Origin of the sequence: Promicromonospora kroppenstedtii DSM 19349 (assembly GCF_000515355.1) — a bacterium.
GTDB lineage: Bacteria > Actinomycetota > Actinomycetes > Actinomycetales > Cellulomonadaceae > Promicromonospora > Promicromonospora kroppenstedtii.
Map to the genome: position 1 here is coordinate 41384 of NZ_KI911765.1, position 14138 is coordinate 55521.

The 14138-nt window shown below is 71.2% G+C and carries 11 protein-coding genes; 7 read left to right on the top strand and 4 right to left on the bottom strand.

Translation table 11 applies throughout. The features are described 5' to 3' along the window. Positions 1–276: 276 nt before the first annotated feature. Positions 277–903 (top strand): lytic polysaccharide monooxygenase auxiliary activity family 9 protein, encoded by a 627-nt coding sequence (locus tag PROKR_RS29705; RefSeq protein ID WP_084800773.1) that lies wholly within the window; start codon positions 277–279, stop codon positions 901–903. A gap of 395 nt (positions 904–1298) precedes the next feature. Further along, the gene (locus tag PROKR_RS29710) at positions 1299–1943 is read left to right on the top strand and encodes a lytic polysaccharide monooxygenase auxiliary activity family 9 protein (RefSeq protein ID WP_084800774.1); all 645 of its coding nucleotides are present in this window, start codon (positions 1299–1301) and stop codon (positions 1941–1943) included. Between the two features lie 644 nt (positions 1944–2587). Here the strand turns inward: PROKR_RS29710 and PROKR_RS37745 are convergent. After that, complete coding sequence (locus PROKR_RS37745; RefSeq protein ID WP_051433507.1) at positions 2588–3349, bottom strand: hypothetical protein; 762 nt, start codon at positions 3347–3349, stop codon at positions 2588–2590. Between PROKR_RS37745 and PROKR_RS37750 the strand changes: the two genes are divergently transcribed. After that, the gene (locus PROKR_RS37750; protein WP_051433508.1) at positions 3348–3731 is read left to right on the top strand and encodes a phosphotransferase; all 384 of its coding nucleotides are present in this window, start codon (positions 3348–3350) and stop codon (positions 3729–3731) included. The genes PROKR_RS37745 and PROKR_RS37750 overlap by 2 nt on opposite strands. Here the strand turns inward: PROKR_RS37750 and PROKR_RS29725 are convergent. Next, positions 3710–4933, bottom strand: coding sequence for a DUF418 domain-containing protein (locus PROKR_RS29725; RefSeq protein WP_036971395.1), 1224 nt, complete (start codon positions 4931–4933; stop codon positions 3710–3712). The two genes, PROKR_RS37750 and PROKR_RS29725, sit on opposite strands and share 22 nt — an antisense overlap. A gap of 350 nt (positions 4934–5283) precedes the next feature. Here PROKR_RS29725 and PROKR_RS29730 point away from each other — a divergent pair, with 350 nt between their 5' ends. Next, positions 5284–6069, top strand: coding sequence for an aminoglycoside 3'-phosphotransferase (locus PROKR_RS29730; RefSeq protein WP_036971398.1), 786 nt, complete (start codon positions 5284–5286; stop codon positions 6067–6069). Then, positions 6066–6707, top strand: coding sequence for an AAA family ATPase (locus tag PROKR_RS31185; protein WP_051433509.1), 642 nt, complete (start codon positions 6066–6068; stop codon positions 6705–6707). The genes PROKR_RS29730 and PROKR_RS31185 overlap by 4 nt, the downstream gene beginning before the upstream one ends. Positions 6708–6835: 128 nt before the next feature. On the opposite strand, the gene PROKR_RS29740 is transcribed toward PROKR_RS31185, so the two are convergent. After that, positions 6836–7393 (bottom strand): CGNR zinc finger domain-containing protein, encoded by a 558-nt coding sequence (locus PROKR_RS29740; RefSeq protein ID WP_036971399.1) that lies wholly within the window; start codon positions 7391–7393, stop codon positions 6836–6838. Between the two features lie 39 nt (positions 7394–7432). On the opposite strand from PROKR_RS29740, the gene PROKR_RS29745 reads away from it, so the two are divergent. Next, positions 7433–8644, top strand: a complete 1212-nt coding sequence (locus tag PROKR_RS29745) for an EamA family transporter (protein WP_245606029.1) — start codon at positions 7433–7435, stop codon at positions 8642–8644. A 236-nt stretch (positions 8645–8880) separates the two neighbouring features. Here the strand turns inward: PROKR_RS29745 and PROKR_RS37755 are convergent, their stop codons facing one another. Beyond that, positions 8881–10692, bottom strand: coding sequence for an HNH endonuclease signature motif containing protein (locus PROKR_RS37755; protein ID WP_245606030.1), 1812 nt, complete (start codon positions 10690–10692; stop codon positions 8881–8883). 331 nt (positions 10693–11023) lie between these two features. Here PROKR_RS37755 and PROKR_RS29755 point away from each other — a divergent pair, with 331 nt between their 5' ends. Then, positions 11024–13834: a DEAD/DEAH box helicase gene (locus tag PROKR_RS29755; protein ID WP_245606031.1), complete on the top strand. Its 2811-nt coding sequence runs from the start codon at positions 11024–11026 to the stop codon at positions 13832–13834. Positions 13835–14138: the final 304 nt, after the last annotated feature.

Below are 14138 nucleotides of genomic sequence, written 5' to 3' on the forward strand. Positions count from 1 at the left end.
GCCGCGTCTGCCGACCGCCCGCCGCCGACACACCGGCCGGCGGTCGCACTGCCCTGCCGTCGCACTGCCCCGCCGTCGCAGCCCGCCGTCGGACCGCCCCGCGGTCGCACCATCTCACCCAAGACGCGCCCCGAACTGCTTACACGTACCCGCACCCGAGTACGTAGTTGCCCTACTTGTCGCCGGGTACCGCCGTTTTCTAGCGTCGGATCGTCGCACCCAAGCACTCAGGAGCAGTCCAGGCAATTCCCAACTTCAGATCACGAGGTGAGCGCCATGAGAGCAACCGCACCGCACACACCCGTCACCCGAGTCGTGCTCGGCATCTTCGCCGTGCTGGCCCTGACCCTGACGGCACTGGTCGCCACACCCAGCGCCATGACCCCCAGGGCCGAGGCCCACGGCTGGGTCGTCTCTCCGCCGAGCCGCCAGGACCACTGCGCCAAGCGGACCGTGAGCTGGTCCTGCAACGGCGTCGAATGGGAGCCGCAGAGCGTCGAGGCGCCGAAGGGGTCCATGCTCTGCTCGGGCGGCAGCCGCTTCACGACGCTCGACAACGCCTCGCTGGCCTGGCCCCGCACGAACATCGGCAGCACGCACACCTTCCAGTGGACACTGACCGCGTTCCACCGCACGGCCAGCTGGGAGTACTTCGTGGACGGCCGGCTGTTCAAGACCGTGAACGACAACGGGGCGACGCCGCCCGCGACCGTCACCCACACACTCTCGGGCCTGCCGAGCGGCAACCACACGATCCTCGCCCGGTGGAACGTGTACGACACCGCGATGGCGTTCTACGCCTGCATGGACGTGAACGTCGGCGGCGGGTCCAGCGCCGCCAAGACCGCTGTCGACGCCGACCGGCAGTTGGGCGGAGGGCGCCTGCTGGCCGCGCAGCTGTAACGGTTCGCTGAGGCCGGAACGGCAGCAGAGACCCAACCGCATGAAGGTCCGCACTGAGCGGCCGGTGTCCCGACTCGGGGCAGCGGCCGCTCTCGCGTTCAGCGACCGGCCGGGCGCCGACCCAAGGCCGATCGGACGCCGCTCCGGGGATCAATCGGACGCCGCTCCAAACCCGTTCCGGAGCCATCCCGGAGCCAACCCGGGGTCGATCCAGGGTCAGCGAAGTGACGAAATACGGGGAACCGCGTACGAATTCACCCTCATTGTCAGCAACGCGAACATTTCCTAGGTTCGACGCCATCACCGAATTTCACCCGCTGGTCCACCGCAGCCCCGGCAGACCGCCGAGCCACGCCTGGACCGGCAGTCCCGTTCGAACTACGGAAGGCATCACCGTGAATCGCGCACGCACCGCCAGCCCGCCGACCCGACTCCTGCTCTCCGCGCTCGCCGCCCTGGCACTCGCAGGAGCCTTCCTCGTCTCCGCCCCGAACGCCCTGCTGCCGCAGGCGCAGGCTCACGGCTGGATCACCAGCCCGCCGAGCCGCGCGGACCACTGTGCCACGGGTGCCGTGAGCTTCGACTGCGGCGGCCTCCAGTACGAGCCGCAGAGCGTCGAGGCACCGAAGGGCTCCACCCAGTGCTCGGGCGGCAGCGGCTTCACCGTGCTCGACGACGACTCCCTGGCCTGGCCGCGCACCACCATCAGCGGCAACACCACGTTCCGCTGGCAGATCACCGCCCGGCACTCCACGTCCACCTGGGAGTACTTCGTCGACGGCCAGCTCTTCAAGACGTTCGACGATGGCGGCGCACAGCCCGGTGCGACCGTCGAGCACACGCTGAGCGGCCTGCCCGCGGGCGACCACACCATCTTCGCCCGCTGGAACATCGCCGACACCGTGAACGCGTTCTACCAGTGCGTCGACGTGACGGTGTCCGGTTCGGCCGCGGCCGACGCCCCGGCAGAGTCGGGCTCACAGGCCCCAGCCGCCCTCGGCACGAAGAAGCTGGGCCCAGGCGCCCTGAGCGCGGTCTGACGGGACCCGACCTTCCATACCGGACCGCATGACCGGACCAGATCACACCGTCCGGAGCGCACCGTCCAGCGCACCGTCCACCGCACCGTTCCGTTCTGGGCCGGGTGGCTGACGCCATCACACGTGTCGGACACCCGGCCCGGACGCGTTCCAAGCGCTCGCGAGGTGGCGGCGCCCGCAGAGGGGCAACGCTCACATGGTGCTCATGCAAGGCCCACACGCGAGGCCCTCGCACAAGGCCCACACGCGAGGCATTCACGCGTGGCCCTCATTCAAGGGTGGGCTCACACCGCGGCGGCGCCCACGCGTTGACGACCACCTGAGCAACTGGCGCCTCGGGTTGCCCAGTACCCGCCCGCGCTGTGAACCCGGAGCCATTTTTCACCCGCTCTATGGGACGATAGGTCCGTGTCGAGCGCTCTTGTCGGCATCAGTCCGACGCCCGTCCAAGTACCACCCGTCGTGCACATCCTGGCCGGACGACTGCGGCCCGGCACGACGGTCGTTCCCGTGTGGCGCAACGAGTACGGCGGTTTCACCGCTCGCCTTGAGGACCGGCGGAAACCACCGGGCGCAGCGACTTCCCGGTCAGCACCGGATCCGTTCCCCGGGAGTCCGCACTCCAGCGGCCAGCGCCTCCGGAATCAGCACTCCGGGGGCCAGAACGTCGGGATTCCGCCCCGTGAGCACCGGTACGCCAAGAGCTCGTACCTCAAGTGGGTGCCCCGTTTCTCGTCCTGCCCCGACCCGGTCGCCGAGGCCGACCGGCTCGTCTGGGCCGGCACATTCACGGCGGTCCCCCGGGTGCTCGACGCCGGGCGCGACGCACACGGCGCCTGGCTCCTGACCGAGGCTGTCCATGCGGACGACGCGATCGCGACTTCCGCCATCGAGCCCCGGTGGCGGACCCTCGCCCAGCGGTCGGCGATCGCAATCGGGATGGGCCTGCGCCGCTTCCACGATGCGCTCCCGACGGATACCTGCCCGTTCGTCCGCACCGCGGAGCTGAGGGTCGCGGCCCTGCAAGGTAATGGCCTCGGGCCGGCCGTTGCCTTGGAGACGTTCGCAGTCCCGGCGACATCCCCAGTCCCAGCGAAATCCACAGTCCCAGCGACGTCCGAGGCGCCCGCGACGTCCGCAACGTCCGCGGCGCCCGGGATCACCGAGCCCGCGCTCCGCTCGGGGGCTTCAGCAGTCCCGGTGCTCCCCGGAAACCCACCGTCCGAGCCCGCTGCTTCCGCCGGACCTACCTCACTCTCCGCATCCTCCTCGTCGGCCGCGCCTCCCGCATCCGCCGCGCCTCCCGCATCCAGCGCGTCCTTCACCTCCCCCACATCCCCTACACCCTCCACGTCCCCCACATCCCCTACACCCTCCACGTCCCCCACGTCCTCCACGTCCTCCATGCCCTCCGGACCGGACCACGTCCGGTTTCCCGCCGCCCTGGCCGACCCGCCGCCCGTCGACCGCCTCGTCGTGTGCCACGGCGACGCCACGGTCCCGAACACCCTGCTGGACGGCGCCGGCCGGTTCGCGGCTCACGTCGACGTCGGCGACCTGGGCGTGGCCGACCGCTGGTCGGACATCGCCGTCACCACGCGCAGCGTCACCCGCCGTTACGGCCCCGGCCTGGAGCCGCTGGTGCTGGCTGCCTACGGCGTTGCGCCCGACCCCGAACGCACGGCCTACTACCGGGCCTTGTGGGACGCCGAGGAGGCGGTCCGGGTACGCCGCGCGGAACGCCCGCGCCGACGGACCGGCCCGCATCACCTGCGTCGCGCGTCGTAGACCCGGTGCATCACGAGCTCGATCGGGCCGCGCGGCCACCGCCGCAGCCACAGGGGCGCCGCCACCATGAGGATCAGCGAGATGACCGCCCAGATCAGAACGACCTGCCACGCGTCGCCGCCCGCGAGGCCGAGACCCCAGTCGTAACAGATCGCCGAGGCAAGCACGTTCTGCAGCACGTAGCAGGACAGCGCCGTCCGACCGATCCCCTCGACGCCGCGCCGCAGCAGGCCGGGCCTGCTCCCCGACCCGCTCCCCGACCCGCTCGCCGGTCCGCTCGCCGGTCCGCTCGCCGTATGTGCTCGGGCGACGAGCGTGGTGCCGAGCGCGAGGATGCCCAGCGCCACCAACGGCGGGACCAGGTACCGGTCGACGAGCACCCAGGTCGGCCCGGCCCAGGTCGTCAGCGCGTTCAGCGGAATGCCGAACCCGAGCCCGGCCCACGCGAGCCGACGGCGCAGCCGCGCGCCGTCCGGCGTCGTGGAGAACATACCGGCACGCACGAGACGCGAGCCCACCAGGAACAGCACAGTGGCCGACGGCACGATCAGCAGCAGTTCGATGCGGAACACGTCCATGTAGGTGAGTCGCACCAGAACCTGGTCCAGCCAGCTCGCCGTCGACAGGGACGCCCCGCCCCCGGTTCCCGACGCACCAGCCGTAGACGCACCGGCCGCGGGCTCACCAGCCGTGGACCCGTCTGAGGTCACTGCCAGGAGCGCGGTGAGGCCAGCGATCGCCACGACGTAGACGCCGGCCACCACGCCGCCCCAGACCCGCACCGCCCTGTTGCTCCGCCCGATCAGGTAGGCGGCGAGCACGGACGCGATCGCATACCCCATCAGCACGTCGAACTCGAAGACGAGGACGTAGTGCAGGAAGCCCTCGACCAGGAGGATCCCGGCGCGCAGCAGGTACCGGCCGGGCCACGGCATGCCGCGCCGCACCATCGACCGGTACTGCAGCTCCAGCCCCACCCCGAACAACAGCGTGAGCAGCGCGAGGAACTTCCCGTTGGACAGGGCCTGCAGCACCGTCCGCGCCGGGTCGTCCGTCGCGAACCCGTCCGAGATCCACGCGGCGGGGCCGCCCGGGGTGCTGAACAGCCAGACGTTGCTGGCGAGTGTGCCCAGGATCGCGATCCCCCGCAGGACGTCGAGCGCGAGGATGCGCCCGGTCGCCCCCGTTGGGCCTGACGACACCGTCGCCGGCTGTGCCGAATCCGGCAGGGCTGTATTCGGCAGGGCTGTATTCGGCAGGGCTGAATCCAGCAGAGCTGGATCCGACAGAGCTGAATCGGGCAGGGCTGACCCCGGCAGCGATGACCCCGGCGGTGCCGATGCCTGCGGTACCGATGCCTGCGGTGATGACGTGCTCGACGACGGGTTGGTGACCATGGTCCGAGCCTGTCCCGGACGCACCGCGGCCGCGTCAGCCGTTCGGGCGATCTGGGCGGGCGCACATACATCCTTCGGCGGAGGCGAAACCGGCACACCGCACGCGCGCGGAATTCACCTCGTGGTCAGGCGACCCGGTCTGCGACGCTGGCCCCATGACCATCCCCACCGAAGCGGCCTCGGTGCCCGACGTCGTGCGTGACCTGGCCGGCGACGGACTCATCACCCCGGCCTGGCGCAACGAGCTGGGCGGCCTCACGTTCCGGGTCGACCCGGGCGGCCAGCACCACCCCTACTTCGTCAAGTGGATGCCGTACAACGACCGGGCCACGACCGAAAGGGTCGACCTGACCAACGAGGCCGCCCGGATGCGGTGGGCAGCGCCGTACACGCCGGTGCCGCAGGTCCTCGAGGTGGGGTCCGACGACGAGGCACAGTGGCTGGTCACGGTCGCGATGACCGGCCGCTCCGCCGTCGACCCGCACTGGCTGGCGAAGCCCCAGACCGCGGCCCGGGCCATCGGGGCCGGGCTCCGGGCGATTCACGACGCCCTGCCGGTCGAGGAGTGCCCGTGGACCTGGAGCGTCGAGGACCGGATCGCCGTCGCCGAGGACCGTGCCGCACGGGGTCACGCTGCCGTCGGCTGGTCGGTAGAGGCGCGGACCCGAGCCGCCGATGCTCCCGACCACGACCGCCTCGTGGTCTGCCACGGTGACGCCTGCGCGCCCAACACCCTGCTCGACGACGACGGCGCGTGGGCCGGGCACGTGGACCTCGGCGGCCTCGGCGTCGCCGACCGCTGGGCCGACCTCGCCGTCGCGACCTACAGCCTCGCCTGGAACTACGGCGAGGGTTACGACCACCTCGTCTATGAGGGCTACGGCATCGACGAGGACCCGGACCGTGTGGCCTACTACCGCTTCCTGTGGGACCTCGGATGAGCGGGGCAACGGTCGACGACGTCGCCCCGGGGCTGCTCGTCGTGACCGGCCCGCCCGGCTCGGGCAAGTCCACGGTCTCCGAGGCCCTGGCCGACCTCTGGGAACCGAGCGTGCTGGTGGAGGGCGACGCCTTCTTCCGGTTCCTGCGGCGGGGGATGATCCCGCCGTGGCTCCCGGAGTCGCACACCCAGAACGACACGACCGTCCGCGCCGCGGCGGCCGCCGCAGGCGGCTTCGCAGCAGGTGGCATGGCCGTGGTCTACGACGGCGTGATCGGCCCCTGGTTCCTGCCTGCGTTCGCCCGGCTGAGCGGCGTCGAGGCGCTCGACTACGTGGTGCTGCTGCCGCCCGTGGAGACCTGCCTGAAGCGGGTCGAGACGCGCACAGGCCACGGTTTCACGGATCTCGACGCAGCCCGGCACATGCACGAGGACTTCGTCCGGGCGACGCTCCCCGGCGCGGTCGACCCCGCCGGCTCGCTCAGCTCAGAAGGCCCAGCCGGCTCGGCCCCCTCGCTACGCCCCGCCGGCCCGCCGGGCGTCGTACTGCGCGATCTGCCGGACGACGTCGCCGGGGTAGCCGAGGCGATCGTCGCCGCCATGGCCTCGGGCAGGACCCGCTACATCGTCGAGGACTGATCCCCGGTTCGCCCTGTTCCTTCGGCCCGCTCGATCCGCTCAGCCTGCCCGACCCGCTCAGCCGGCCCGACCCGCTCAGCCAGCCCGATCCGGTCGGTCCGCCGATCCGCTCAGCCGGCCCGACCCGCTCAGCCGGCCTGGGCCGCCGTCGCCTGGTTGGCCCGCCGCGCGCGGTGGGCGGCCTGGGCATTGCGGTTGCTGCAGGTCGTGGAGCAGTACCGACGCGACCGGTTGCGAGACAGATCGAGAACGATCCCCTCGCAGTCGTTGTCGGCGCACACCGCGAGGCGGGAGAGCTCGTCGTCGCGGATCACGTCGACCATCGCCATCGCCGTCTCGACCAGGATGCGGGCGGCGAGGGGCGCATCGCTCGGCACGGCGTGGATGTGCCAGTCGGCCGGCGGGTGTCGCACGAGCTGCGGCACCGCGCCGGCGTCGGCAAGCATCTCGTTCACGAGACCGGCCGCCGAGTCGCGGTCCGCTGTGAGCAGCTCGCGTAGTCGAGGCTGCAGGCCGAGCACTTCGTCCAGCTCTGCCTGGGTGCTGTCGTGGCGGCCCGTGTACCCCTGCCCGGCGAAGAACTCGTCGAGGTCCGCCACCGTCGAGATCGAGACCGGTGGCTCAGCCGCGTTCACGAGCACGACGGCGGCCTGGAGCGATTCCTCGGTGTCATGAGTGAAAACCACATTGACACATTACTCGACCCACCCGTAGCGTCAGGACTCATGGGCGCTGTGACACCTGACACCAACGAGCCGGGCATCTCCGGGCCGGGCACCTCAGAGCTGGGAATCATCGCGCCTCGCGTTCCGAGCTCCGGCATCCTTGGGTCGGGCGTCGCGCCCCGGAGCGGACTTCTAGCGAACAGGCGGCGGTTCGCCCCCTCCGGACCGTCACGACACCTCACCCTGGGCCTGCTGTTCGCCGGCGCGTCCGCCGTGGCATTCAGCCTGTCCGGGGTGTTCGCCAGCGGCCTCCTCGACACCGGGTGGAGTCCCGGGGCGATGGTGCTGGTGCGCGTGGCGATCGCGACCCTGGTGGTGCTGCCGCTCGGCATCGTGTCGCTGCGCGGTGACTGGCGACCCGTGCGGAAGAACCTCGGGCTGATCGCGGTCTACGGCGCGGTGTCGGTCGCGGGCTGCCAGTTCGCCTACTTCTCGGCGGTCCAGCACATGCCGGTCGGCCCGGCGCTGCTCATCGAGTACACGGCCCCGGCGGCCGTGGTCCTCTGGTTCTGGCTGCGACACGGACAACGCCCGACCCTGGCCACGATCGGCGGCACGCTGCTCGCAGCCGTCGGGCTGGTGCTCGTGCTGAACCTGGTCTCGGGCGCGCCGGGAGCCGCCGCCGTCGATCCGGTCGGAATCGCCTGGGCCCTGGTGGCGATGCTCGGCGTCTCCACCTACTTCGTCATCAACGCGGACGTCGACACGGGTCTGCCGCCGCTCGCCCTCGCCGCCGGGGGCCTGACGACGGCCACCGTGGCTCTGGGTGCGCTCGGCGCGACCGGGCTGATGCCGCTCGAGTACAGCACGGCACCGCCGGTATACGCGGGCACGGCGGTGCCCTGGTGGTTGCCGGTGGTCGGCTTGGGCATCATCACCGCCGGCTTCGCGTACGTCGCCGGGATCGCTGCAGGCCGCCTGCTCGGCCCCCGGCTGTCGTCCTTCGTCGGGTTGTTCGAGGTCGTGTCCGCCATCGGCTTCGCCTGGCTACTGCTGGGTGAGCTGCCACAGCCGATCCAGCTCGTGGGCGGCGCGCTGATCCTCGCGGGGGTGATCGCGGTGCAGGCCGGCGAGAAGCGCGTCGATGCGAGCCCGGCCAACGCGCCAGCAGGTGACCAGGCAGCGGGTGACCAGGCAGCGAGCGACCAGCCAGCGAGTGACCAGCCAGCGAGTGACCAGCCGACCGGCATCACGCAGACCGAAGCTCGGTAGAGAGACCAGACACAGCCCCAAGCGATACCGGGGCCATACCGGGCGATACCAGGCGCTGCCAACGCCACATGCGCTGCCTGCCAGACACTGCCTGTCGGACACTGCCTGCCGGACACTGCCTGCCGGACACTGCCTGCCGGGCACCGCAGGATGCTGCCGGCGTAACAAGCGCCGCCCACCGGCGCCGCAGCCGTTGCCGAGCGCCATGAGCGATGCCAGGCGCCGCCAGGGCGCCGTCACGCAGCCCAGTCCGGCGGCCCGCCCGGACCGAGGGGGAGCGCCGCCTCGGCCGGTGCAGCGGGATCTGCGATCGTCCGGCCGTGCCGGTCCCGGAAGGACCACCCGCCGACGCCCTCGCGCCAGCGCATGGTGACGTCGGTCGTGTCGACCAGATCGTGATGGTGGTAGCAGAGCAGGGCACCGTTGGCCACGGAGGTCTCACCGCCGTCGGCCCAGTGCCTCACGGCATGGTGGACCTCGCAGCGGGACGGCGGCTGGTCGCACGACGGATAGACGCAGTGCCGATCTCGGGCGATGACCGCTCGGCGCATCTGGCCGGTCACCGTCCGGTGCGCCCGTCCGATGTCGAGCACCGCGCCGTCCGGGCCGAAGACGACCCGCGTGATGGCACTGTCGCAGGCCAACCGACGGAAGAGGCTCCTCGGGATGACGCTGTCGCGCCCGTCCCCGGTGAGTGTCGGCGGGATCGACTCGAACGCTGCACCCGACCGCACGGAAGCGGCTCCCCCGCTACCAGTAGCCCGACGCGCGCCCCGCCCCCGCCGCGGACCCGGACCCTGCCCCGGACCGGCGGGGCCGCCCATACCAGCGACGCCGGCAGGACCACCACAGCCAGCGACGCCGGCAGGACCACCACAGCCAGCGCCACCGGCACCGGCACCAGCACCAGCACCAGCACCAGCACCAGCACCAGCACCAGCATCCTCGCTTCCAACCCTCGCGACCAGGCGTTCCATCTCGTCGAGCGACACCAGTACGCTGATCTGCGGCCGCACCGCGGACCCCGAACCGGTACGACCGTTGTCGAGCGCGGAGCGCGCAAGGTCCGCGAGCGCCTGCGCGCGCCGCTGGGTCGCCGTCCGGTCGTCGCCCGGCGCTGGCTTGCCCATCACGGACCCGAGGGCCGCGCTCAGCGCGTGACCGTGCTCGTCGGTGAGGAACCCCCTGACGTGGAAACCGTCGAGAGTCTTGGAGAGCTCGAGGTGCTCGCGCTCCTTCGCGATCCGGTAGCCCCGCTCGTCGGCGTCGGGGTCCGCTTGGTCGGCGAACCGGTCGACGATGCGCCGGAAGCCGTCCGGAGTGTTCAGGTCGATGTGGGTCAGCAGCAGTTCTTCGCCCGTCATCGTCACGCCGGTCGGTCCGGCGTCACCATCAGCAGCGTCACCATCAGCAGCGCCACCATCAGCGTTCTCGTCGCCAGCACCCCCGGCGGCCTCGCCGTCGTCGGGCCCAGCTCCCCCGGTCACCTCGAGCTCGGTCACGCCGGGGTCCACCAGGATCTCTTCGGCGAGCGCCTCCGCGCGCAGGTCCGAGGTCGGCGCCTTGTCGATCATCGCGCGCAGCTGCTCGGGTCCCACCCGGCCGGCCAGGGCGCCGGCGAGGGTGGCCGGCAGGTGCGCGGCGAGCCGACGTCCGGCTTTCACGTCGCGGCTCGCCGTGCCGAACCGCACGCCTTCTCGCCGGGAGAGCCACGCAGGGAACGTCCTCGACCCGTCGGTCGCCCACAGGCCGTGTGCCTCGATCCTGGGCAGCCAGGACACCCGCAGCACATCGAGGCGGTGCACCGCCCTGCGGAGCACCGGCGACAGGACCGTGAGCCGGTCCGCCACCTCACCGACACCAACACCAACACCAGCACCAGCACCAGCACCAGCACCAGCACCAGCCGACTCCAGCACGTCCAGCGCCTCCGGGCCTGCCACCTCCACGAGCTCGTCGACGATCCGCCCCAGGTCGGCGACGACGTCCGCCACCCCACGCGGGGAACCCGCCCCGCCTCCCGCCGGAGGCATCGCCTCGAGAACCACGGCCGTCACCTCCTTCGCACACCACCACGACCCGAACAGGACCGTGCCAGAACCGGGCCGGAACCGGGCCAGAACCAGAACGAGCACCAGATCGAGCCCGAGGAAACAGCCACCAGAGCCTCGATCCATCACCACCGTAGAGAACAAACGTCCACCACAACGCCCAGAACTGAAATCTGTGCACAACTCGTCAATGACGCCCCCTGTGGTCGCACTCCCTCGGCGCAACTACGGCACGACGGTCTCCCCACCACGCGAACACCTCGCCCGTAACAGCGAGCCCACCCGACATCGTCGTCCCGCTTCACCCCCTGCAAGAATGGGCGGCATCATGACCGCGCCCTCCTCGACGACGTCGACAACCTCGACCCCCACCTCCGCCGACCGACCCGCCACGTCGGGCGCCCCGAGGCCGGCGGGGACCTTGATCCCCTACCTGCCCGCGCCCACGGGCAAGGACCCCGATCCGGACGTCCTGTTCGAGAAGTTCGGCGAGTGGGCCGCGGCGGGTGGGCGCGCGCTCTACCCGCACCAGGAGGAGGCCCTCCTGGAGGTCATGACGGGCTCCCACGTGGTTCTCGCGACCCCCACGGGTTCCGGCAAGTCGATGGTCGCGATGGGTGCGCAGTTCGCCGCCCTGGCCGCGCACCGGTCCGGGCGCGGCGGGCGCACCTACTACACGGCCCCGCTCAAGGCGCTGGTCAGCGAGAAGTTCTTCGACCTGGTCGCCGCGTTCGGCTCGAAGAACGTCGGCATGATGACGGGTGACTCCGCGGTGAACCCGGACGCCCCGATCATCTGCTGCACCGCCGAGATCCTCGCGAACCTCGCCCTGCGGCGCGGCGACGCCGCCGACGAGACGGACACCGCCGCCGACGACGACACGATCGCCCAGGTCGTGATGGACGAGTTCCACTACTACGGCGACCCGCAGCGCGGCTGGGCGTGGCAGGTGCCGCTGCTGGAGCTCACGAACACGCAGTTCATCCTGATGAGCGCCACCCTCGGTGACACCACCCGCCTCCGCGAGGACCTCGAGGAGCGCACGGGTCGGCCGGTCGCCGAGGTCGCGGGCGCCGAGCGCCCCGTGCCGCTCACCTTCTCGTACGTGGTCGAGCCGCTGACCGAGGTGATCCAGGAGCTGGTGACCACGCACCGCGCCCCGGTGTACGTCGTGCACTTCACCCAGAAGGACGCCGTCGACCGCGCACAGTCGCTGCTGTCGATGAACGTCTCCAGCAAGTCCGAGAAGGAGGCGATCATCGCGGAGATGGGCGCCTTCCGTTTCGGCACCGGGTTCGGCAAAATCCTGAGCAAGTTCCTGCGGCACGGCGTGGGCGTGCACCACGCGGGCATGCTGCCCAAGTACCGCCGCCTCGTGGAGCGCCTCACGCAGAAGGGCCTGCTCAAAGTCGTCTGCGGTACCGACACCCTCGGCGTCGGCATCAACGTGCCGATCCGCACGGTGCTTCTGACGAGCCTCGTGAAGTTCGACGGCGAGCGCATGCGGCACCTCAGCGCTCGCGAGTTCCACCAGATCGCCGGACGCGCGGGCCGCGCCGGGTACGACACCGTGGGCGAGGTGCTGGTCATGGCGCCCGAGCACGTCATCGAGAACCGCAAGCTCCTGGCCAAGGCCGGCGACGACCCGAAGAAGCTCAAGAAGATCGTCCGCAAGAAGGCGCCGTCCGGCAGCGTGAACTGGACCGATGCCACGTTCGAGCGCCTGCGCGACGCCGATCCCGAGCCCCTGGTCTCCCAGTTCCGCGTTAACCACGCGATGGTGCTCAACGTGCTGGCCCGCGCCTCCAGCCACGGCACCGGCACCGGCCCCGGTCACACCGCCCCGACCGACCCCGTGGACGCGATGCGCCACCTCCTGACCGCCAACCACGACTCGGAGACACAGCAGGCCGAGCACGTGCGGCAGGCCTTCCGCATCTACCGCTCGCTGCGGCTCGCGGGTGTCGTGGAGAAGGTCCGGGTGCCGGACGCCGACGGCCGGCACCGTCCGTCGGCCCGCCTCATGGTGGACCTCCCACGCGACTTCGCGCTGAACCAGCCCCTGTCGCCGTTCGCCCTGGCCGCCATGGACCTGCTTGACGTCGAGAGCCCCACGCACGCGCTCGACGTCGTCTCTGTCATCGAGGCGACGCTCGACGACCCCCGTCAGGTGCTCATGGGCCAGCAGAACCGGGCGCGGGGCGAGGCCGTCGCCGCCATGAAGGCCGAGGGGCTGGAGTACGAGGAGCGCATGGAGCTGCTGGAGGAGGTCACGTGGCCCAAGCCGCTGGCCGACCTCCTCGAACCCGCGTTCCAGACCTATCGCCGCACCAACCCGTGGGTGGCCGACGCCGAGCTCTCGCCCAAGTCCGTGGTGCGCGACATGGTCGAGAAGGCCATGACGTTCGCCGAGATCGTGAGCGTGTACGGCCTGGAGCGCACCGAGGGCGTGGTGCTGCGCTACCTCGCCGACGCCTTCCGGGCCGTGCGTCAGGTGGTCCCCGACGAGCACCGCACCGAGGAGGTGCAGGAGATCATCGAGTGGCTCGGCGAGCTCGTGCGCGGCGTGGACTCCTCGTTGCTCGACGAGTGGGAGCGCTTGGCCAATCCCGTGGATGACGATGCCGACCTCGTGACCGACGGCGAGCTCGCCGACGCCGGCGCCGAGGCACCGGCGCGACCCGTCACCGGGAACCCGCGCGCGTTCCGGCGCCTGGTCCGCAACGCGATGTTCCGGCGCGTCGAGCTGATCGCACGCGAGGCCTACCCGGCACTGGCCGCACTGGACCAGGGCTGGGACGCCGACGCGTGGGGCGACGCGCTGGATCCCCTGTTCGACGAGCAGGGCGACGACGCCGTCGGCATCGGACCGGAGGCGCGCTCGGCCGCGCTGCTCACGATCCTCGAGCCAGGTGCGGAGCTGCCGACCGGCGGCAGCGGCAGCAGCGGCGGCGGTACGGGCTCGGGCGGGCAGGACGGCGTGAGCGGCCGGGTCGAGCCCGGCACGTGGTGGGTGCGGCAGGTGCTCGACGACGCCGACCGCAACCGCGACTGGGCGATCACCGCGCTGATCGACCTGGCGGCGAGCGACGAGGCCGGCGAGGTCGTGCTGACCGTGCTGTCCGTGGGCCAGATCTAGACCGACCGCCTCTAGACCGACCGCCGAGCCAGGCGCCCGACGACACCCGGAACATTTCCCGGGTGATTTACCGTCTATTTACCCCAGTTCGGCCGTGGCATAAACTCCGGTATTGAAGATCCGGTCAGCAGTGCCGCTCGGGCGCTGCCTGGACACAGGAGTGCCAATGACGACGCACCTGCCCTCTCCCGACCGCTCCAGCCTCCGACGAACCCGACGCCGCCCTCGGAGCGCCCGCCACGCGCTCGCCCCACGCCCCCTCAGCAACTACCTGGCGGGCAGGTTCGCCGCCTGCCTCGCCACG